We start from the raw sequence: 20,165 nt of genomic DNA on the forward strand, positions 1-20,165 counted from the left end.
GGTCGCGAGCGGCTCGGACGTCGTCGCCGAGGTAGCTGAGTGTTCCGCCGCTCCTGCGCCGGCGGCCCGCGCCGCGGATGACGTTCCCGCTGTGTCGCCGGCTCTCGATGCGCCCGCCGCACCGATCGTCGCGGAGGTGGCCGCGGCTGCGCCGGTGGTTGCGGCTGCGCCGGTGGTTGCGGCTGCGCCGGTGGTTGCGGCTGCGCCGGCGTCCGAGGCGCTCGCCGCGCTGCGCGCCGTTCCAGGCGACACGGACGACGCGGGCCCAGACAAGGGGCTGGAGCGCGACCCGTTGATCATGGCTCCACAAGCCGGCGCCCTGAGCCAGCCGGGTGCCCTTGCGTCCCCGCCCGATGAGCTGGCGTCCGACGAGGATGCGCTCGATCTGATCGACCCTTCGTCGCCCACGGCGGCGTTCTTTCGGCGCGAGGAGGAAGAGTCGTTCCCGCCGCTCGCCGAGGTGGCCAGCGGCTCCGACGATCACGCTGACGAGCGCCTCGTCGTGGTTCATCAGCTGTCGCCCGAGACCCTCGCCCGGCGGGCGCGCCTTCGTCGGATCGTCGCGGCCGTCGCAGGGCTCGCCGGGGTGATCTCCGTGGCGGTCGTCGCCAAGGCGGTGTTCTCGAGCAAGCCGTCCTCACCTGCGCCGGTCGCGATGGCCGCGCCGGCTCCGAGGCCAGCGCCCGTCGAGACGAAGCTCCTGGCCGCGGCGGGCGCTCCCTCTCCGGCACGGGCGAAGACGCCTGCGCAAGCCGAATCGGCGCTGACGGAGTCCTCTGCAAAAGGCGCCGGCGCCGTTCCCGATCCGGTGAAGGCGGCGGCCGGCGCGGAGAAGGCCGAGGCAGAGGAGGCCGCGGCGGAGAAGGCCGCGGCAGAGAAGGCTGCGGCGGAGAAGGCCGAGGCGGAGAAGGCCGAGGCGGAGAAGGCTGCGGCGGAGAAGGCCGAGGCGGAGAAGGCCGCGGCGGAGAAGGCCGCGGCGCCGGCGGCCGGCGCTGAGGACGCGAGCAAGCTGAAGAAGGAGGCGCTGAGCTTCCTCAACCGCGGCAGGTACAAGGACGCGATCGAGGCATCCCGCGCGGCCATCGCGGCCGATCCGAGCGACGCGCTGCCCTATCTCTACCTGGGCTCGGCGCTCCAGGACACGGGCAAGTGGAAGGACGGACTCGCCGCGTACAGCGATTGCGTTCGCAACGCCACGAAGGGCCCCGTCCACGAGTGCAGGGCCATGGGCGGCCGTAAGTAGCGCCTAGAGCGGGCGGCGAGCGATCTGCGCGAGGAACGCCGCGGCCGCGGCATAACCGAAGGCCACGCCCGTGGCGAGGCGGCTCGCGTGCCAGACGGGGCGCAGCCCGAGGTCCTGGGTCGCCACGTCGACCGCCATCAGCGCGGCGAGGGTGATGAGGATCGGGCGCCACGCCGTCATCGCCAGGCGAGGGCGCGCGATCGCGGCGCCCGCCGCGAGCCCGGCGAAGATGCCAGCGCAGCGACTGCAGAGCGGCATGACGACGCCGTCGAGCGCGAGGGATCGCTCGGGCATCCGGTGGCACATCGGCGCGAAGACACGATCGAGCGCTGCGCCGAGCTCTCCGAGCGGCGCGTGGCTCCGCGCGAGGGGGAGGCACCAGGGCAGGGCGCCGAGGAGGAACAGCGCGGAGCGCACGATCGACAGCAGCGAGGGCTGCTCGGCCGGGCTCGATTCGCCGGGCGCGTGCGGCTCGGCGCCCGCGTGGACGGCGGCGGGCACCTGCGCCGCTGGCTGTCCGCGCCCGGACGCGCGCGCGGCCACATCAGCCTCTGTCGGGCGCGCTCTTGCCGAGGTGGCGCATCACCTCTTTCAGGTCGCTCCACACCTCTCGCTTCGCGCCCGGCTGGCGCAGCAGGTAGGCCGGGTGGAACGTGGGCATGATCGGGATCGATCCCTTGTAGAGCTTCCACGTGCCGCGGAGCTTCGTGATCCCCTCGCTCGTGCCGATCAGCCCCTGCACCGCGGTGGCGCCGAGCGCCACGATCACCTTCGGCTTGATCAGCGCGAGCTGAGCGGTGAGGTACGGGCTGCAGGCCGCCATCTCGGCCGGCTCTGGCTTCCGGTTCTTCGGCGGCCGGCACTTCACGATGTTGCAGATGTAGACCTCGTCGCGGTGGTACCCCATCGCCGCGATCATCTTGTCGAGCAGCTGCCCCGCCGCGCCGACGAACGGCTGCCCCTGCAGGTCCTCTTCCGCCCCTGGCCCCTCGCCGATGAACACGACCTCGGAGCTCGGGTCGCCGCGCGAGAACACGGTGTGGGTGCGGCCCTCGTGGAGCGGACACTTCTGGCAGGTGCGGACCTCCTCCGCGAGGAGCGAGAGCCGCGCCGCGCGCTCCTCCTTCGTGTCCGGCAGCGTTGCGCTCGCGCGTGCAGCCGTCTCCGCGCGATGCGCCGGTGCGGCGCCCACGGCAGGCCGGGGCGACGGCTCGGGACCTCGCTGCGCCTGCGTCGGCGACCACGCCCCCTGCAGCTCGGAGCCGCCGCGCTGCTCCGGCCGCGGGGAGGCGCCAGCTGCGCCACCGCGCTGCTCCGGATGCGGCAGGGAGGCGCTCGCGGTGGCTCCGCGCTGCTCCGGATGCGGCAGAGGGGCGCCCGCGGCGCCACCGCGCGGCGGCGGCGGCGAGAACGCCGCGCCGCTGCCCCCTCGCGCCACCGGCGGCGAGGGCGCATCCTGCCCGGAGAAGCCGCGCTCCGGCCGCCGAGGCGCCGGGGTCGCGCCGTCCGAAGGAGCCGCGCCCAGCGCCTCGTGGAGCGCTGCAGGGTGGCCCGGCATTCCGTCCGTGCCGGTCGTTGCGTGCCATTCCAGGAACGCCCGGACCGAGGCGGTCAGATCGGCGAGCTCTTCGCGCAGCGCTTCGACCATGGTCGTCCCCTCAGTGGCCGCCCTGCTGCGCGAGCCAGCGCTCCGCGTCGAGGGCCGCCATGCAGCCCGTGCCAGCGGCCGTGACGGCCTGGCGGTAGTTCCAGTCCTGCACGTCGCCCGCGGCGAAGACGCCCGGGATGTTGGTGCGCGTCGAGCCCGGCACCGTCTTCAGGTAGCCGTTCGGGTGCGTGTCGAGCTGCCCCACGAAGAGATCGGTCATCGGCGTGTGGCCGATCGCGACGAACATCGCCGCCGCCGGCACGAGGTGGCTGTCGCCCGTCTTCGTGCTCTTCACGCGGACGCCCGTCACCATATCGGCCTTCACGTCGAGCACCTCCTCCACCACGTGGCTGTAGAGGATCTTGATCTTCGGGTTCTCGACCACGCGCTGGACCATCGCCTTCGACGCCCGGAACTCGTCGCGGCGGTGCACCAGCGTGACGCTGCTGCAGAGGCCGGACAGGTAGGTGGCCTCCTCCATCGCCGTGTCGCCGCCGCCGACGACCACGACGTCCTGGCCGCGGAAGAGCGCGCCGTCGCAGACCGCGCAGGCGCTGACGCCCTTGTTCTTGAGCTTGTCCTCGCTCTCGAGGCCGATGTAGTTGGCGCGCGCGCCCGTCGCGATCACGACCGCCTTCGTCAGGTAGAGCGTGTCCTCCACCCACACCTTGAAGGGGTGGCCCGTCAGCTCGACCTTGGTCACGTCCGCCGTCACGATCTCGGTGCCCTGATGAGCGGCCTGATCGCGAAAGCGCTGCATCAGCTCCTGGCCGGTGATCTTCTCGGGGAAGCCGGGGTAGTTCTCGACGTCGGTCGTGAACATGAGCTGGCCCCCCGGGATCAGGCCGCCGGCGCTGAAGCCCTCGATGAGGAGCGGCTTCAGGTTGGCGCGCGCCGCGTAGATGGCGGCGGTGAGCCCGGCGGGGCCGGAGCCGATGATGACCAGGTTGCGGACGTTCGATTCACTCATGGTGGAGGCATCTTATAGGCGCGACCGCCTTCCGCGTCGACCGCCCCGGCGGTCGACGCGCCTCCGCTGCGCCGCGGCTCCGCCTCCTGCGCTCCGCTACGTCGGAGGTACGTCGGAGGTACGTCGGAGGTACGTCGGAGGTACGTCGGACGCACGTCGGAGGCACGCCCGAGCAGCCGCTCGCTCAGAAGCGCATCGTTCCGCTCAGACCGAACTCGTCCAGGCTGCTCTCGAAGCGGCCGCCGTTGACGCTCTGGATGCTGCGGTAGCCGCTCAGCGCAGCGCCGGAGACGGCCTTGAGGCGCCCGTTCCCGCCGTTGTCCAGCGCACCGAAGGACGTATGCTGAAACGCGGCTGAAATGTCGACCGGGCCGACTCGCGCGGTCACGCCGGCCCCGACGCCGATCCGGTAGCCGAGGTGGAAGTCGAGGTTCAGATCGGCGTCGTCCTGCCCCTTGTTCTCGAAGAAGCCGCCGGCGCGCAGCGCGAGGAGGCTCGGGAGCACGACGAAATCGCCGCCGAGCCGGACTCCCAGGACGTCTCGCCAGCGGTGCGGGACGTCGGCGTTGGGCGGCACCGTGCCCACGCTCGTGCCGCGCACGGCGATGCCCTTGCGGAACCGGACCTCGATCGCGTCGACCGCGCTGTTGTTGGCCCAGGTGAAGTCGAGCTCCACATCGAAGAGGTCGTCCGCCATCGGGTCGCGGACGCGGGGCTCAGCGGCGGAGGCGCGGCGTGCGCTCGCGGCGCTCCGCGCGCCGGCGCGGGGCATGTGGTACCGGAGGCCGAGCTTCGCCTCCATGGGGATCCGCATCGTGAGATCGCCGGCGTTCTGCTCCTCGGTGACGTTGCACGCCGGCGCCTCGCCCTTGCACGGCGCCTCGTCCTTCGCCCCTGCCGGCGTCCAGTAGCGAGACTCGATGGTGAGATCGGTCTTCGCGCGCACGGCGTCCTGCCACTTGAACCATGCGCCCAGGTCCAGGTGAGCCGCCGCCGCCCAGCGCGCGCCGAGCACGAACCCAGGGATGAAGAGGTCGGTCGCCTTCGCGCGCGTGCGCAGGTCGCCGTGCGCCTTGAAGTCGTCGCCCCCTTCGCCCGAGAGCGCCTCGCTGAAGTTGACGAAATCGATGGCCGCCGTGCCCCAGATGAAGCCGGCGCCGAGCGAGACCCCCTCCGCGGGGGTGAAGCCGACCGAGAGCGTCGGCATCAACATCAGGGCGTCGAGCGACGTGAGCAGGTACCGCTGCGGCGACGGCTGCGTCATGTCGCCGAAGCTCGGGTGCGTGTACCGGAGCGACTCGGGCCATGCCCGCTCGCCGACGCCGTGCGGGCCGAGCACCGCGACGCCGAGGGCGAGCGCGTCGCTCAGGCGCAGGGTCGCCGCGAGCTGCGGGTTCGGGAACAGGCCGCCCTCGGCGCACACCTCGGGGTCGGGGCCCCCGTCGCTGCCGGGCGCCGGGATCGCCGTCGTGGCGCTCGGCGGGACGGGGCGGCCGCCGGGGCCGAGCCTCGTGAAGCACTGGGCCAGCTCGATGAAGTGGACGCCGCCGTGGGCGCCGCTCCGCTGCGCGGCGAGCCCCGCCGGGTTGAAGTAGGCGGCGAGCGGGTCGTCCGCCCGCGCGACCCACGCCCCGCCGCGGCCGAGCTGGAGCACCCCGATGTCGGGCGAGTCGAGCCCCGACGACGCGCGCGCGGCGCCGGCGGCCACCATCGCAGCGAACACGGCGCCCGCGGCGCCGGCAGATCCTCGTTTCATGACCCCCCGTCCCCGCCGCGCGGCGATCCCCGCCGCGCGGCCTCACTTCACCGGAGACGCCTTGAGCGCCGCCTTGCCGTCCTTCACGTAGACCGTGAAGCGAACACGCGAGCAGTTGTGGCGCGCCACGAGCGCGTCCTTGTTGCGCTGCAGGGTCCCCTTGAACTTCTCGAAGGTGAGCGCGTTCGTGGGCTCCCCGCACTGCTGCTTGACCGACAGGAACTCCTCGTAGACGGCGTTCCATTCGGTGAGCTCGTCCGGATCTCCCGCGCCGTCCTGCTGCGGCGCCGGCGCTGCCGGCGCGCTCGCCGCCTCGGGGAGCGGGTTCGGCACGGCGGGCGCCCCCGGCGCCCTGGGCGGCGGCGGCGGCGGCGGCGGGCGCCGCGGCGGCGGGCGCCCGGGAGCGCCCGCGGGCTCGACGGCGGAGATCGCCATCCCCGCCTCCGAGACCTCCTCGATCGCCTCGACCGGCTCCACGGAGTCGCGGGCCGGCGGCGGGCCGCTGAGCGGGTGCGAGCCGGGCCGCCGCGTCGGGCCGCGCGGGCTCACCATGGGCTTCGGGTACGAGGGGCGCGAGTCGGGGCGCGGCTCGCCGGGGCCGAGCGGCACCGAGAACGCGCTCATCGCCGGCTGTGCCGGGATCGGGCCGAGCACCTGCTCGAGGTCGGCGGCCTTCCGGGGCGCGCCGCCCTTCGCGGCCACCTTCTCGACGCCGTCGTTGATGTCGGCCGCGATCTTCCGGTAGGCGCCGCGGAAGCGGCTCGGCGCCAGCACGTCGACCTCGCCCTTGGCGAAGCGCGCCGCCTCGCCGCGGAAGACATGGAGCGGCCGCGTGTGCTCCAAGAACGAGAGCACCAGCCCGATCGCGGCCACGGCGAGGACGCCGACCAAGAGCAGCACCGTGGGCACCTCGCTCTTGTCGTCGTTGTTCGCCTTGTCGAGGAAGTTGAGCGGCGAGTCGACCGACGCCGCGAGGCGGCCGACCGCGTAGCCGGCGCCGAGCTCCCACGCCTCGCCGGGCAGCCGCGCGTAGACCACGCCGAGGTGCTGGCCGATGACGCGGACCTCCGAGCGCCCCTTCTCGACGTAGTCCTTGTTGTCGTCGAGCAGCTTCAGATCCTGCGTGATCTGGTCGAGGTTCGCCTTGTCGAACCCCTCGGGCGCGCCGGAGGCGACGCGCGCCCCCTCGGCGTAGAAGCCGACGGCGGCGCCGGTGCGCTTCGTGACGGCGCGGGCGAAGGTGTCGTCGATGATCTTGGCGCCGATCACGGCGCCGACCGGCTCGCCGTTCACGTCCTGCTCGACGGGGCGCGCCACGACGCGGAGGATGCGGCCCTTCCAGACCCACGCGTCATCGCGGATCCAGCCGTGGAGTGCGTCGGCGACCAGCGGGTAGCCGCCGAGCTCCCAGTCCTCGCGGTGCTCGAAGTCCACCGACGCCATCACCCGCCCCGTCGCGTCGACGGCCCACACGTGATCGAACTTGAGCTCCGGGGGCACCTCCGCGGTCGCGGCGCGCAGCGCGGTGCGGGCCTTCTCGCGCAGCTCGGCGCCGGGCTTGGCCTCGGTCGACGACTTGGCGAGCGCGGTCCGCAGGGCCGGGTTCAGCGCGACCCGGATGAGCGCGCTCGAGCGCTTCCGGGCGTCGTCGTTGAGGAACCACTCGACCGCGCTGGAGTCGGCGCTGAGCGCCTCGCTCATCGCGCGGTGGCTCGAGCGGTTGTAGAGCTGCGCGGCGACGAAGAGAACGAAGACCGCGGCGCCGAGCGCGAGCGCGAGCACCCCGTACCAGAAACGCGACAGCAGCATGGCCTACTTTCCAGCCTCCGCGCTCGGTCCGCCGGCCGCACCCACGACGACCGGCTCCCTGATGAACTGCTCGTCCGGCCCGGGCTTCACGATCGCCTCGATGGCCTTCCCGACCGGCTCGCCGTTGAAGTAGCCCTGCAGCGTGTACGTGCCGGCCTCGATCTCCATGGCGAAGTTGCCCTGACGATCCGGGTAGGCGACGGCCACCGCCCTCGGCTCGACGACGATCCACGACCGGACGCTCGGGGCGAGCTGGTCGCGGAGCTCGTATTTGCCGGGGCCTGGCGGTGTCCAGGCGCGGGTCTTGGCCGCGGCGATCTCGACCGGCTGGAGCCCCTTGTTGCCGACGTCGTAGATCTTGTGCGGGAACGGGTCCTGGTTCTCGAACTGGATCTGCTGGCCCTCGGCGACGACGAGCGTCACGGGCGAGGTGCGGCCGCCCGCGATGACGACCGATCGCGGTGTCTTGAGCGGCGCGCCCTTCTCGCCGAGCGCGGCGATGCACAGCTCCTTCGGCGCGTAGCCGAAGAGCGCGCGGACATCGGCGCGGACGGTCGGGGACGGCTCGCGGAAGGTGTACCGGTTCGCCTTCGGGTCCTTGGCCTCGTTCCAGGCCGGGTTCAGGAGCTTGGGCATGCCCGTCGCCCGGCCCTTGATCGTCACCGCCGCCAGGGCGGCCCCGGGCACGGTGAGGATCGCGAGCGTCAAGGCCAGGCGCCGGACGAAGCGCGAGCTGCCGGGGAGGCAGCGCGCGAGGTGGCCTGACGACCCAAACCGCGCTGCGCCGACGAGCGGGCCCTGCTCGCCGTGCTGCGCACCTGCCGATCGAGGGGATCTCGTATCCATCGCGGGCCCGAAGCTACCGGAAGGGGGATGAGAACGGAAACAAAAGCCGGGCCGTGCGCCGCGTGCCCCGCCCGCGCCGCCCTCCGGGCTCCCCGTTCCTTGTCCGGTGTGCTTGGCCTTGTCCGGTGCCGCGAGCGCCGTGGCGCCGCGCCCGGGCGGGGGGACCCCCCGCCGTCAGGTGATGCCGCGGTGCGCCGGTCGCCGGGCGCATGTCGAGGGCATCAAAAAAAAACTGCGGGCCGCTTGGACGGCCCGCAGGGGAGAGATGTTCCGTACCGCCGAGGACGTGGGCCGAAGGACTTGAACCCCTAGCATAGCTGCTAGGTGGGAGCCTAAGTACCGCTTCAGGCTTCCCGGTGAATGATTCCGGGCCTAGCTCACCACGGTATCGTTGCTGGCTCCCTGGTTCTTGCTTACTCGGGATTCAATCGTCCAGCGCCTCACGAAGTCGGCAGAGGGAACAACCATAGGATAGTTCACTGGGCGGCTCCGTCAACCGCTCTTCCGCACGTTCTCCTGTTTTGCTCATGTTTTGCTCATGTTTTGATGGTCGCGTTCGCCGGTCGCTGGTTGCTGGTCGCCGTTCGCTCGCCGTTCGCGGTTCACGTCGCTCGCACGGGTCGTGCATGAATCGCGCAAGGATCTCGCCCGATTCACCCGTGAGTCCTGCGCGCGTCCTGCACGAGAGCCTGATGGCGTACGGGGAGCCCCGAGCGGGCCGGCGCCTAGCTGGTCGGCGAGCCCGGGTGAGAGAACAGCGCGACGATGGGGGCATGGACGAGGCCGTTCGACGCCACGATGTTGCCTGTGTGGTAGTTCGGCGGACCGCCGTCGAGCGCGGTGACGACGCCGCCCGCGCCGCGCACGATCGCGCTTCCGGCGGCGACGTCCCATACATGCAGCCGGCGCTCCCAGTACGCATCGTAGGTTCCGTCCGCGACCATGCAGAGATCGATGGCCGCGCTGCCGCAACGACGCACGGCCTGCGCGTTGCGCTTGACGGTCATGAAGGCGTCGAAGTTGTTGTCCGGCGCCCGGTCGCGGATCGGCGGGAAGCCGGTCGCCACCATCGCGCGCTGCAGCGACGCCGTGGCGCTGACCGCGCATCGCTCGCCGTTGCGGCGCGCCTCTCCGTCGATCGCCGCCGTGCTCGCCGCCGCGCGAGCGGCGCCGCGCGGCCGGAAGCCCGTCCAGCGGAGCCCGAGCGCGGGCGCGACGACGGCGCCGGCGACGGGCACGTCGTCCTCCATCAGGCCGACGGACACGCACCAGAACGGATGGCCGTGGACGAAGTTCGTCGTGCCGTCGAGCGGATCGACGTACCAGACGAGCCCGCCGCGCGGCTCCGCGCGGCGCGCGGCGCTCTGCTCCTCGCCGACGACGGCGACGCCGGGCGTGAGCGCGTCGAGCCGCGCCACGAGCAGGTCCTCGCTCGCCCGGTCGAACTCGGTCACGAGATCGTGCGGCCCCTTCTCCTCCACGCGCAGGCCGCGCGGCCCTGCCCGGAACCCGGCCTGGACGAGCGCCGCCGCCTCCTCGGCGACGCGCAGCGCGATCCCGGAGAGCTCGAGCAGCTCGGCTGATCCGCGCCCGCTCATCGCGCCCCCGCCGACAGCGCGCCGCGGAGCTTCTCGTAGATGCCGCCGAACGCCCCGTTGGACAGGAGCGCGATCGTGTCGCCCTCCCGCGCGTCGCGCGCGATCGCGGCGACGATCGCGTCCACCGAGGCCGACGCCTCCGCGCGCTTGCCCCCGCGCTCGATGTCGCGCACCAGCCTGTCGAGATCGAGCCGCTCGCCGGCGGCGATGTCGGGGCGCCCGAGCGGCGCCAGCACGACGCGGTCGGCCGCGTCGAACGCGCGCGCGTAGGGCTCCTGGTGGAGGGCGCGGCACGCGGTCGCGCTGCGCGGCTCGAACACCGCCCACAGCGCGCCTCCCGGGTGCCTGGACCGGAGCGCGCGCAGCGTCTCGTCCACCGCGGTCGGGTGGTGCGCGAAGTCGTCGTAGACGCGGACCCCGCGCGCCTCGAAGAGGAGGTCCTGCCGGCGCCGGACGCCCGCGAAGCCGGCGAGCGCCGTGGTCGCGGTCGAGAGCGGCACGCCGAAGCCCTGCGCCGAGGCCGCGATCGCGGCGATGGCGTTGCGCACGTTGTGGTGCCCCGGCATCTGCAGGGCGAAGCGCCCTGCCAGGACGCCGCCGGCGTACAGATCGAACGACTGGCCGCTCTCGCCTGCCTCCGCGGGCGCGGCGAGCCAGTGCGGCGGCCGCCCGTGCGTGTCGTCGCCCTCGAGCGCGAACCACGCGACCTCTGCGCGCGCCGATCGCGACACCAGCTCGACGACCCGCGGATCGTGCGCGGCCGCCACGACGAGCCCGGTCTCCGGGATCCGCTCGACGAACCCGCGGAACGCCGCCTCGTAGGACGCGGCGTCGGGGTAGATGTCGATGTGATCGTGCTCCATCGACGTGACGACGCCCACCTCGGGCTGGTAGTGCCAGAACTTCGGCGTCTTCTCGAAGAAGGCGGTGTCGTACTCGTCGCCTTCGACGACGAACGGCGTCCTGCGGCGCCCAGCGCCCGCCTCGCCGAGGAGCGGCAGGCCGCGGCGGTCGCTCGCCGAGGAGGCGCTCCGGGGCAGGCGGAAGCTCGCCTCGAAGTTCTTCGGCAGGCCGCCGATGAGGAAGCCAGGGTCCCTGCCCGCCTCGTGAAGGATCCACGCGCACATCGAGCTCGTCGTCGTCTTGCCGTGCGTGCCGGCCACGACGAGCGGGGAGCGGCCCGCGAGCAGGTGATCCGCGAGCGCGTGCGCCATCGTGGTCACCCGCATGCCTCCGTCGATCGCGGCGCGGGCCTCGGGGTTCGTCGGGCGGCAGACGTTCCCGATCACGACGAGATCGGGCCGGGGGTCGAGGTGCGCGGGATCGAACCCGGTCAAGAGGCGGATGCCCCACCGCTCGAGGGCCGGCCCCATGGGCGGGTAGAACGAGACGTCGGAGCCCGAGACGTCGTGCCCCGCGGCCTTGAAGAGCCCCGCCAGCGCACCCATGCCGGTGCCCGCGACGGCGACGAAGTGGACGTGCATCGCGGCGCAGTGTGCCCGAGCGCCCCGGGGGGGCAAGGGGGCATCCGCGCGAGAGCTCGCCAGACCGCGCTGGTCCCAGGGAGTCGCCGCGCGCCACGTCCGCGATGCTGAGTCGCGCGCGCGATCTCGTTGCGGAAAGACCGAAGAGAACGAGCGCGCCTTGACTCGACATCTCACGCTCCGCGGGTTTACCGGTCCTGGCAGACTCCCTGTCTGGACGGCTCGACCGAGGAGGCGAGCCGGCGCTGCGGCTCGCGTCCAGCGTCAAGCCGGATCGACGAGCACGAGCGGCCTCAGCCGCTTCAGCGACCGCCGGCCCAGCCCCTTGACCCGGAGCAGGTCATCGACCTTCCGGAAGCGCTTGAGCTTGGCTCGCAGCGCCAGGATCGCGGCCGCCTTCGCCGGGCCGATGCCGGGAAGGCGCCGGAGGTCCGCCTCGGTCGCGAGGTTCAGCACGACCTTTCCGTCTGCGGTCACGCCGGCGCCCGCGGGAGCGCCGGCCCCGCCATCGCTGGGCGGTGGCGGCTCCACCGCTGCAGCCCCCGCGTCGGCGCCGGGCTCGGAGCTGGCCTGGGGCGGCGGGCTTCCGGCGGAGCCGAGCGGCGCTGGATCGACGGCGACCATCGCCAGCTCCGCGGTCGGGTCCGGCGGGCGGGCCGCGTCTGCCGGGCGGGCCGGGAGCAGGCTCAGCGCGTGCCCGGAGCCCACGAGCGCCAGCGCGAAGAACCCCGCAACGTAGGCCGCGACCTTGCCGCCCAGCGCGGTCCAGGCCGAGTCCCTCAGCGCTGCCAGCGCCCGCGCTCGCCACGGGCGAATCACCTCGTTGTCCTGCGCTGCATCCGCCGGCCCGGCGGGCGAGCCTGTCCCCTTCGATGTCGCTTGCATCGTGCCGCGTCTCCTTCCGGTCTTCCCGTCTCGTGCCAGGGACGTCGCCCTCCGCGCACCCGCGCGCGGCGTTCGTCTCCTCGGCGTCGCCGCCACCGCCAAGCGAGCGGCGTGCCGGCGCGCGCTTGCCTGGAAACCCGAGCAAATCCCGGGTGGGAGGCGCTCCGGGCCCTGGCGCCGCCATGGCGGAGTCGCGCGGCGCGGCGCGGTCGACCTCGCCGCCGGGCGGCCGAGCGCCGTGTCTCGAGCGAGAAGCTCGGCTACCATCAGCGCCCCGGGCGCCCCGCGACCGGCGGCATCCACCACCGCCGCGAGGCGCTCTCACCACGAGGTCTTATGCCCCACGATCCCCGTCGCTTCGTTGATCCCGGCCCCGCGGGGCGCTCGCGCCGAGGCTTCCTCGGCGGGCTCGTCGCCGGCGCCGCGGGCGCCGCGCTCCTCGGCCCGCGCGCGGCGTTCGCCGAGGCGCCCCTGAGCCTCGCGGCCGCGCCGCCCCCCGGCTTCACGCCGCTCTCCATTCCGGGGAAGATCGTGAAGGTCACGAAGGCGAACACGATGCAGCCGAACGGCCTCTGGCCCGACGCGTCCGCGGCGAAGGTGATGCTCGACCGGGCGATGGCCGAGCTCACCGGGAAGGCCGATCTCGGGGCCGCCTTCGCGCGGTTCGTCCACAAGGACGACCGCGTGGCGATCAAGACCAACGGGATCGCCGGCCAGAAGGGGGCGACCATGGCCACCAACAAGGAGCTCGTGCTCGAGATCGTGCGCGGGGTGATCGCGGCGGGCGTCCCCGCGGAGAACGTGGAGATCTTCGAGCAGTACCCGTCCTTCCTCGCCGGCACCCGCTGCGCCGACCGCAGCGCCAAGCCGGCGGCCGAGTTCCCGGTCGGGATCCGCGCCGCGGTTCACGAGAACAAGGACGCGGTGATGCCGAGCATCTCGGTCTGCGGCATCCCCACCAAGTTCGTGCGCCCGTTCACCCAGGCGACGGCGGTGATCAACGTCTCGCTGATCAAGGACCACTCGATCTGCGGCTATACCGGCTGCCTCAAGAACATCACCCACGGCGCGACCATCAACCCGCACTCCTTCCACGAGCACACCGCGAGCCCGCAGATCGCGGAGCTCTACGGGCAGGACGTCGTGAAGAGCCGTGTCCGCCTGCACATCACGGACGGCTTCAAGCTCATCTACGACCAGGGTCCGCTCGACAAGAACCCGAAGCGGCGCGTCCTCCACGAGTCGGTCTACGCCACGACCGATCCGGTCGCGATGGACGTGATCGGCTGGGGCGTGGTCGAGGCGTGGCGCAAGGAGAACGGACTGCCCACGCTGAAAGAGGCGAGCCGTGAGCCTTCGTACATCCGCATCGCCGGCGAGCTCGGTCTGGGCGTCTTCGACAAGAATAAAATCGCGATGCGCGAGGTCCGACTGTAGCGGCGCCGCGGAAACCGCTCGCGGGGCTGCCAGCCGAGGCTCGTGTTGCCCATGCCCCGCTCCAGCTCGCTTGCGCGTTCGTTCCTGCGTGGGGGGATCGCGTCCGCCGCGGCCCCTCTGCTCGTCTCCCTTGCGGTCACCGCTTGCAGCAACAGCCCCCCGCCGAGGGCGCCGGGGTTGCCGCCGACGCCGGACTCGGTGACGCGCGAGAACCCGGGGGGCGATGCGGCAGACCCGGAGCGGGCCGCGCTAGAGCGGCTGCTCAACGAGCCGTGGGGCCGACGCCAGGACCCCTTCAAGACGCTCGACGTGCCCCTGGTCGACTGGCGAAGCTGGCGCGGGTTGCGGATCTGGAGCCACCCGACGCGCGCGACCTTCCGGTACGGCGACGAGCACTACGCCGCCCTGACGGTCCTCTACACGAGCACCTCCGGGCCGAGCGATCCCGACAGCTGCCTCGACGAGTTCTGGGCGAAGCACGCGCCGCTCGCCGATGGCTACGGCGTGCGGCTCGGGGAGGCGCAGATCATCCGCACGACGCAGGAGATCGACGGCGAGGTGCGGCCGCTCGTGTTCAAGGTCCTCCAGGGCAGCGTCGAGTCGGTGCTCGCGAGCGACGAGTATGTCGGAGCGATCGCCGTCTACGAGTCGTGGCCGGGGACCTGCCTCATGGCCGCGATGGCCGTGAAGTCGACCCAGCACCCCGAGCTCGCGCGCCGGGTGCGCGACCGCTGGATCGACGAGGGCGCTCCGAAGCTCAAGTGGACGTCCGGTATCACCGAGGCGCCCACGACCAGCGCGCGGTAGCGGCGCCGCCGCGCCCTGGCGATGGCCGGCGATGCGAGCGCCAGGGCGGCGTCGCGACGCCCCGCGAGATCACGGTCCCCCGGGCGCCGGGCTCTCCGCGGCCTCGTGCGACCACGGCGCGCCCTGAGCCACGCTGTGGAAAACAACGCAGGCGGCCGCGATGAGCAGGCCGACGGCGACCATCCACGGGACCCGGAGCGGCGGCAGGACGCGGCTGTCCAGCACGACCTCGCTCTGCCGGTCGCACGAGGCGGAGGCGGGCTCGACGGCCGCGTCCGTCGCCGTGGGGCTGCCGAGATCGTTCGCCGGCGCCGCCAGCATGGCGGCCATGGTCGTCTGATCATCCATCGCGCAGCGAAGCGGGGCCGCGACCGCGCCTATCGCGCTCCGCTTCACGATGGCGCTCCGCTCGGAGGGCGGCGGGACGGGGATCGCCCGCGACGACTCCGACGACGGCATGGAGGTCGGCACCTGCACGATCGCGGAGAACGCTTCCATCATCTCCTTGCCCGACTGGAACCGCGCCTCCGGCTCGAACTCGAACGCTCGGGCGAAGAACGCGTCGACCCCGGGCGGGAGCTCGGGCGCGAGCGCGGACGCCCTCGGGAACGACGTCTGGCAGATGTGCCTGACCAGCTCATTGATGTTGGCGCCCGCGAACGGACACTGGCCGGTGATCGCGCGGTAGAGGATCACCGCCATCGACCAGAGATCGCTCCTGTAATCGACCTGCCTGGGCGCCATGGTCTGCTCGGGGCTCATGTACCTGGGCGTCCCGAGGACCATGCCCGTCTTCGTGATCCGATCGCGCGAGCAGGACGACTTCGCGACGCCGAAATCGACGACCTTGACCAGATCGTCGCCCGCCGAAGACGTGATGAAGATGTTCCCCGGCTTCAGATCCCTGTGGATCACCCCCGCGGCGTGGATCGCGTCGAGCGCCTTGCCGAGCTGCGTGAACAAGGCCGTCGCCTGCGGGAGCGGGATCCGCTCCTCGCGCTCGAGGCGGCGATTCAGGTCCTCTCCCTCGAGGTACTCCATGACGATGAACGCGCAGCCGCGATCGACGCCGTAATCGTAGGTCTCGATGACGTAGGGGCTCCGGACGCGCGCGGACGCGCGGGCCTCGCGCTCGAAGCGGGCGATGAGCTCGGGCTCCGTCGCCGCGAAGCTCCGGATGAACTTGATGACGACCCGCCGCCTGAGCTTGATATCGAAGCCCAGCCACAGATCACCCATCCCACCGCCTCCGAGCCTGCGCTCGAGACGGTACTTGTCCATCACGGCACGACCTTCAGCAGTCTCCTTCATGGCTCCGCACCTGCCACCCAATGCTCTAGCCTGGGACAAGTGATCACCTGATTCCTGTCGAAGGGTCCACCCCCGATACTACGCCTGATCAAACTATAGAGCAATCCGTCCGGGCGGTGAGCCGAAAACGTCCCGAAACAGAGCGCAGCTCACAATGAATGAGCGTACTGCGCCGAAGCGCGCGTGGCGCGTGTGTGACTCTATGTGACTTGATGTGACTTGAGGTGAATCGATGTCCGTCGAGGTGCGGCAGACTGCGATTACAGGATGTCGAAGGGGTAGGCGCGATCCGCATAAGCTCGCACCGCGATGGCCTTGCGCAGCTCGTCGTCGTTCTTCTGGAAGTCGGCGACGTGCTGCCGCAGCCGCTTCTGCGCCATGCCGGTGAACACGGTCGTGAGATCGATCTCCCGCCGCGCGCCGTCCTCCCCGCGCCGCTCGATGGCCCGGGTCGTGCGCGAGATGCACGCGGCCACGCAGTAGAGATCGATGGTCATCTCCGCGATGCGGCGCTGCGCATACTGCATCTCCGCGATCTCCCTCCCGTGCTTCCGGAGCATGTCCTCGCTGTGGGTGGCGAGCTCGGCGGTGCATTCCTCGAAGATCACCGCCTCCCGGCTGAGCAGCGGGTGCGCCTTCGACATCCGCTCGCGCCCGAGCACCGAGCGCGCCTTGCGGAGCGCGAAATCGCTGAGCAGCCCGAAGCCCTTGATGGGCTCTCGCATCGCCTTCGCGACGTCCGCGAGCGCCTTGCCCGGGCCGCTCATCCCGGAGAGCGCCATGAAACAGCGCAGGATCTCGTTCGTCCCCTCGAAGATCATGTTGATCCGCGCGTCGCGCAGGTGCCGCTCGTAGGGGTACTCCTCCATGTAGCCGATGCCGGCCGCGATCTGGAGCGTCTCGTTGACCACGAACCACAGGGTCTCGCTCCCCATGACCTTGCAGATCGCGCTCTCGATCGAGAAGTCGGGGACCTTGGCGTCGACGAGGCTCGCCGTCAGGTACGTGATGGACTCGAGCGCGTACGTGTGCGCGAGCATCGTCGCGATCTTGTCCTTGATGAGCCCGAAGTCGCCGATGCTCCGGCCGAACGCGCGCCGCTCCTGGACCCGGTCGAGCGCCAGCCGGATCAGCGTGTTGCACGCGCCCACGCACCCCGCCGAGAGCCCGAGGCGCCCGTTGTTGAGCACCTCGACGGCGACCTTGAAGCCCTTGCCGACCTCGCCCAGCACGTTCTCGCGCGGGACCTTCACGTCGTCGAAGAAGAGCTCCGTCGTCGAGGAGCCGCGGATCCCGAGCTTCTGCTCGTTCGGCCCGTTCTTCACGCCCATGCTCCGCTCCACGATGAAGGCGGTGAGCTTCGGCTTCTTGCCCTCCTCGAGCGCCGAGGTCCGGGCGAACACCGTGAAGACGTCGGCGAAGCCGCCGTTCGTGATCCAGATCTTCGACCCGTTCAGGGTGTAGTACGAGCCGTCGGCCGACATCTCGGCGCGCGTCCTGATCGCCGCGGCGTCGGAGCCGGCGCCCGGCTCCGTCAGGGCGAAGGCCGCCATCCACTCGCCGGTCGCGAGCTTCGGGAGGTAGCGCTGCTTCTGCTCCTCCGTCCCGAAGAGCTGGATCGCCTTGAAGCCGATCGACTGGTGCGCGCCGAGGGTGACGGCGATCGACGCGTCGAGCCCGCCGATCTCCTGCATCACGCGCGCATACGCCATGTTGCTGAGGTTGACGCCGCCGTGCTCGGCCGGGATCTGCAGGCCCATCAGGCCGAGCCGCTTCATCTCGGCCAGGAGGCCCGGATCGATGGTGTGCTCGCGGTCGATCCGGCTGCTGTCGACGCTCGACGCGAAGAACCGCCGCACGCTGTCGAGCATCATCGACGTCGTCTCCCGGTCCTCGGCGGGCATCTCGGGGTACGGGAAGATGATGTCCTCGGCGATGATGCCGTGGAAGAGGGCCTTCATGAAGCTCTGCTCGATCGTGGGAGGCATCGGACCGTCCTTTCCTGGAGCAGGCCGCTCGGCCTCCGCGGGAGCGCGCGGCGCGCCCGGCCTGCTCAGTGCGTCTTCCTCGGCGTCCGCACGGACTCCGCTGGGCTCTCGTCCTTCACGGGCCCTCCGGCCTCGTCCACGACGACGGGCGCGACCGCGCCCCGCGCGCTCGCGGAGGGCGGCGGGGCGGCGCCCCGGGTGCTCGCGGGGGGAGGCGGGGCGGCGCCCCGGGTGCTCGCGGGGGGCAGGGCAGCACCCCTGGCGCTCGCGGAGGGCGGCGGGGCGGCGCTCCCGTCCCGACCCGGCGCGCTGGACGCGGGGACGGGCGTGGGCGTGCCTGGGCGCGTGGGGTGCGGCGTGACCGTCGGCGGCGCAGGCGTGTGCCCGGCGCGCTCGCTCTCGCGCTGCCACGGGTACTTGATGCGCCCGTGGTACATGTTGACCAGCGTCGACGCCATGCGGCTCGTCATGATGCGCAGGTCCTCGATCGTCAGCCCGGATTGATCGAGCTGGCCAGACGCGAGCTTCGAGAACATCACCCGCTGGATCATCTCCTCGAACTTCTTGTGTTCGGGCGGCCAGATGGTCCGCGACGCCGCCTCGATGGAGTCGACGAGCATCAGGATGGCCGTCTCCTTCGTCTGCGGCTTCATGCCGGGATAGCGGAAGTGCTCCTGCGTCAGGTCCTTCGGGTTCCCTTGCTCGACGCACTTGTGCCAGAAATACTCGACGACCTGCGTGCCGTGGTGGGTGTACGCGAACTCGACCACCGGCTCGGGGATGTTGCCCTCGCGCAGGATCTTCGTGCCCATCACGACGTGCGCCATGATCGCGTCGGCGCTCACCTCCGGATCGAGCTCCTCGTGCGGCGATCGCTCGCCGGGCGGGAGGTTCTCGATGAAGTACTTGGGCTGCACCGTCTTGCCGAGGTCGTGGTAGTAGGCGCCCACGCGCGTCAGCAGCGCGTCGGCGCCGATCGCAGCGGCCGAGGCCTCGGCGAGGTTCGCCATCGCGCGCGCGTGCTCCCAGCTGCCCGGCGCCTCCGCCGCCATCTTCTTGAGCAGCGGCTGCTCCAGGTCGGTGAGGTCGAGCAGCTTGTCGCGGGGCACGTGCCCCATCGCCCGCTCGGCCGGCTCCCTCAGGCTCCGACCGAGCACGCCGACGAGCAGCCCCCCGCCGACGCAGGCGAGCACGTTGGAGCCGAGCCAGCGCTTCAGATCGGCGCCGAGATCGAAGCTCCCCTCGAACAGCACGGTCAGCGCGATGAACCCGATCGCGCCGGCGATGCCCGCCAGGCTGCCCGCGACGAGCAGCTGCCGCGAGCCCTTGCGCTTGAAGAAGAACATCGTCGCGGCGATGCCGCGCACGAGCAGCACCGACAGGAGCACGACGTCGAACCGGAGCAGCGACGACGCGATGAACGCCACCCCGACCTCGACGAGGAACGCTGTCCGCCGATCGAACGCGATCGCCACCCAGAGCGGGAGCGCCGCGACCGGCATCCAGAACTCGGGCAGCGCCGTGAAGAGCAGGAGGAGCTTCGCGACGATGAGCGAGCCCGTCATCAGGACGAACATGCCCACCTGCGTGCGGAGCAGCCGCACCCGGTTCTGCCCGAAGCGACGCAGGTAGACCGTCAGCATCAGGCAGACGATCAGGTAGATGGCGTACATGCTCGCGAGGCGCGCGCCGAGCCCGGGCCGCCGCATCCGCCGCACCGTCTCGTACGCCATCGCGGCGTCATGATCCTCGTTGTGCTCCGAGAGGACCGTGCCGCGCGGCACGATCACGCGCCTGTGCTCGTACGAGAGCGTGAAGCTCCCGTCGTGCGTGTCGCGCACGATCCGCGGACCGTACGGGACGCGCAGCGTCACGGGCGCAGGCATGCCCATCTCGGGGCTGAGCGCAGGGATGAAGAGCTCGCCCACGCCGAGCACGGCGAAGCACGCCGCGAAGAGGGCGCTCAAGACGAAGCCGGCGAGGGGACCTGCCCGGATACGCGTGCGCAGCATGGAACCGCTCGGTCTCGTCCGCTGGTGCAGCCTGAGAAATGGTTGACAGGGCACGCTCGCGCGTGTCCCCGCCTCCACCGGACGACCGCGAGGGGCCGCCGATGTCAATGTGTAGGCGGGACCCTAGCAAAGAAGCAAGGCCGAGTCAGCGGCGCGCGGAGCGTGGGGGGGGCCCCCGGTGCCGCGCGCCGCTGATTCGGCCGTGCTTCCCCTTGCTTCCCCTTGCTTCCCCTTGCCTGATTGCCTCCGTTCTCTGCGTTCCCTCCGTTCCCTCCGTGCCGTTTCTTCCCCATGGTTCGCGCTGAGTCCCCGTCCGAGCGTGGGGCGGCCGCCGGGAAGCCGGCGCCCGAAGCGAATGTGGACGCCGGTGC

15 protein-coding genes and 1 other RNA gene are annotated in these 20,165 nt (G+C 71.7%); 3 read left to right on the forward strand and 13 right to left on the reverse strand.

Annotated elements, in window-relative coordinates; genetic code table 11:
- Positions 1-91 precede the first annotated feature (91 nt).
- Complete coding sequence (locus tag ACSRUE_RS10345; protein WP_441290856.1) at positions 92-1,243, forward strand: hypothetical protein; 1,152 nt, start codon at positions 92-94, stop codon at positions 1,241-1,243.
- 3 nt (positions 1,244-1,246) lie between these two features.
- Here the strand turns inward: ACSRUE_RS10345 and ACSRUE_RS10350 are convergent, their stop codons facing one another.
- From ACSRUE_RS10350 to ACSRUE_RS10395, 10 genes are all read right to left on the reverse strand, one after another.
- On the reverse strand, positions 1,247-1,786 hold the full coding sequence (locus tag ACSRUE_RS10350) for a DUF2085 domain-containing protein (protein ID WP_441290857.1): 540 nt from the start codon (positions 1,784-1,786) through the stop codon (positions 1,247-1,249).
- Between the two features lies 1 nt (position 1,787).
- On the reverse strand, positions 1,788-2,891 hold the full coding sequence (locus tag ACSRUE_RS10355; protein ID WP_437763946.1) for a uracil-DNA glycosylase family protein: 1,104 nt from the start codon (positions 2,889-2,891) through the stop codon (positions 1,788-1,790).
- 10 nt (positions 2,892-2,901) lie between these two features.
- Positions 2,902-3,861 carry a thioredoxin-disulfide reductase gene (trxB, locus tag ACSRUE_RS10360; RefSeq protein ID WP_437763947.1) on the reverse strand — a complete coding sequence of 320 codons (960 nt, stop codon included), beginning with the start codon at positions 3,859-3,861 and terminating at the stop codon, positions 2,902-2,904.
- Positions 3,862-4,045: 184 nt separating this feature from the next.
- Positions 4,046-5,617 (reverse strand): OmpP1/FadL family transporter, encoded by a 1,572-nt coding sequence (locus ACSRUE_RS10365; RefSeq protein WP_441290858.1) that lies wholly within the window; start codon positions 5,615-5,617, stop codon positions 4,046-4,048.
- A gap of 42 nt (positions 5,618-5,659) precedes the next feature.
- Positions 5,660-7,426 (reverse strand): MXAN_5187 family protein, encoded by a 1,767-nt coding sequence (locus tag ACSRUE_RS10370; protein WP_441290859.1) that lies wholly within the window; start codon positions 7,424-7,426, stop codon positions 5,660-5,662.
- A 3-nt stretch (positions 7,427-7,429) separates the two neighbouring features.
- Positions 7,430-8,272 (reverse strand): hypothetical protein, encoded by an 843-nt coding sequence (locus tag ACSRUE_RS10375; RefSeq protein ID WP_437763950.1) that lies wholly within the window; start codon positions 8,270-8,272, stop codon positions 7,430-7,432.
- Positions 8,273-8,540: 268 nt separating this feature from the next.
- Positions 8,541-8,733, reverse strand: a non-coding RNA gene (gene ssrS, locus ACSRUE_RS10380) — 6S RNA.
- Between the two features lie 264 nt (positions 8,734-8,997).
- Positions 8,998-9,870 (reverse strand): inositol monophosphatase family protein, encoded by an 873-nt coding sequence (locus ACSRUE_RS10385; protein ID WP_441290860.1) that lies wholly within the window; start codon positions 9,868-9,870, stop codon positions 8,998-9,000.
- Positions 9,867-11,354, reverse strand: a complete 1,488-nt coding sequence (locus ACSRUE_RS10390; RefSeq protein ID WP_441290861.1) for a UDP-N-acetylmuramate--L-alanine ligase — start codon at positions 11,352-11,354, stop codon at positions 9,867-9,869. The genes ACSRUE_RS10385 and ACSRUE_RS10390 overlap by 4 nt, the downstream gene beginning before the upstream one ends.
- Before the next feature lie 264 nt (positions 11,355-11,618).
- Positions 11,619-12,239 carry a helix-hairpin-helix domain-containing protein gene (locus tag ACSRUE_RS10395; RefSeq protein WP_441290862.1) on the reverse strand — a complete coding sequence of 207 codons (621 nt, stop codon included), beginning with the start codon at positions 12,237-12,239 and terminating at the stop codon, positions 11,619-11,621.
- A gap of 336 nt (positions 12,240-12,575) precedes the next feature.
- On the opposite strand from ACSRUE_RS10395, the gene ACSRUE_RS10400 reads away from it, so the two are divergent.
- Together ACSRUE_RS10400 and ACSRUE_RS10405 are read left to right on the forward strand one after the other, a co-directional pair.
- Positions 12,576-13,676: a DUF362 domain-containing protein gene (locus tag ACSRUE_RS10400; protein ID WP_441290863.1), complete on the forward strand. Its 1,101-nt coding sequence runs from the start codon at positions 12,576-12,578 to the stop codon at positions 13,674-13,676.
- 51 nt (positions 13,677-13,727) lie between these two features.
- Complete coding sequence (locus ACSRUE_RS10405; RefSeq protein WP_441290864.1) at positions 13,728-14,483, forward strand: hypothetical protein; 756 nt, start codon at positions 13,728-13,730, stop codon at positions 14,481-14,483.
- A gap of 69 nt (positions 14,484-14,552) precedes the next feature.
- Here ACSRUE_RS10405 and ACSRUE_RS10410 read toward each other — a convergent pair whose 3' ends face one another.
- The 3 genes from ACSRUE_RS10410 to ACSRUE_RS10420 all read right to left on the reverse strand — a co-directional run bounded on the left by ACSRUE_RS10410 (position 14,553) and on the right by ACSRUE_RS10420 (position 19,794).
- Positions 14,553-15,794 carry a serine/threonine-protein kinase gene (locus ACSRUE_RS10410; RefSeq protein WP_441290865.1) on the reverse strand — a complete coding sequence of 414 codons (1,242 nt, stop codon included), beginning with the start codon at positions 15,792-15,794 and terminating at the stop codon, positions 14,553-14,555.
- 260 nt (positions 15,795-16,054) lie between these two features.
- Positions 16,055-17,782 carry an acyl-CoA dehydrogenase family protein gene (locus ACSRUE_RS10415; protein ID WP_441290866.1) on the reverse strand — a complete coding sequence of 576 codons (1,728 nt, stop codon included), beginning with the start codon at positions 17,780-17,782 and terminating at the stop codon, positions 16,055-16,057.
- A gap of 65 nt (positions 17,783-17,847) precedes the next feature.
- A complete protein-coding gene (locus tag ACSRUE_RS10420; protein WP_441290867.1) occupies positions 17,848-19,794 on the reverse strand; it encodes an HDIG domain-containing metalloprotein in 1,947 nt (648 codons plus the stop codon).
- Positions 19,795-20,165: the final 371 nt, after the last annotated feature.

The sequence above is a fragment of the Sorangium sp. KYC3313 genome, from assembly GCF_052075895.1.
In the GTDB taxonomy this organism is placed as follows: Bacteria; Myxococcota_A; Polyangia; order Polyangiales; family Polyangiaceae; genus Sorangium; species Sorangium cellulosum_B.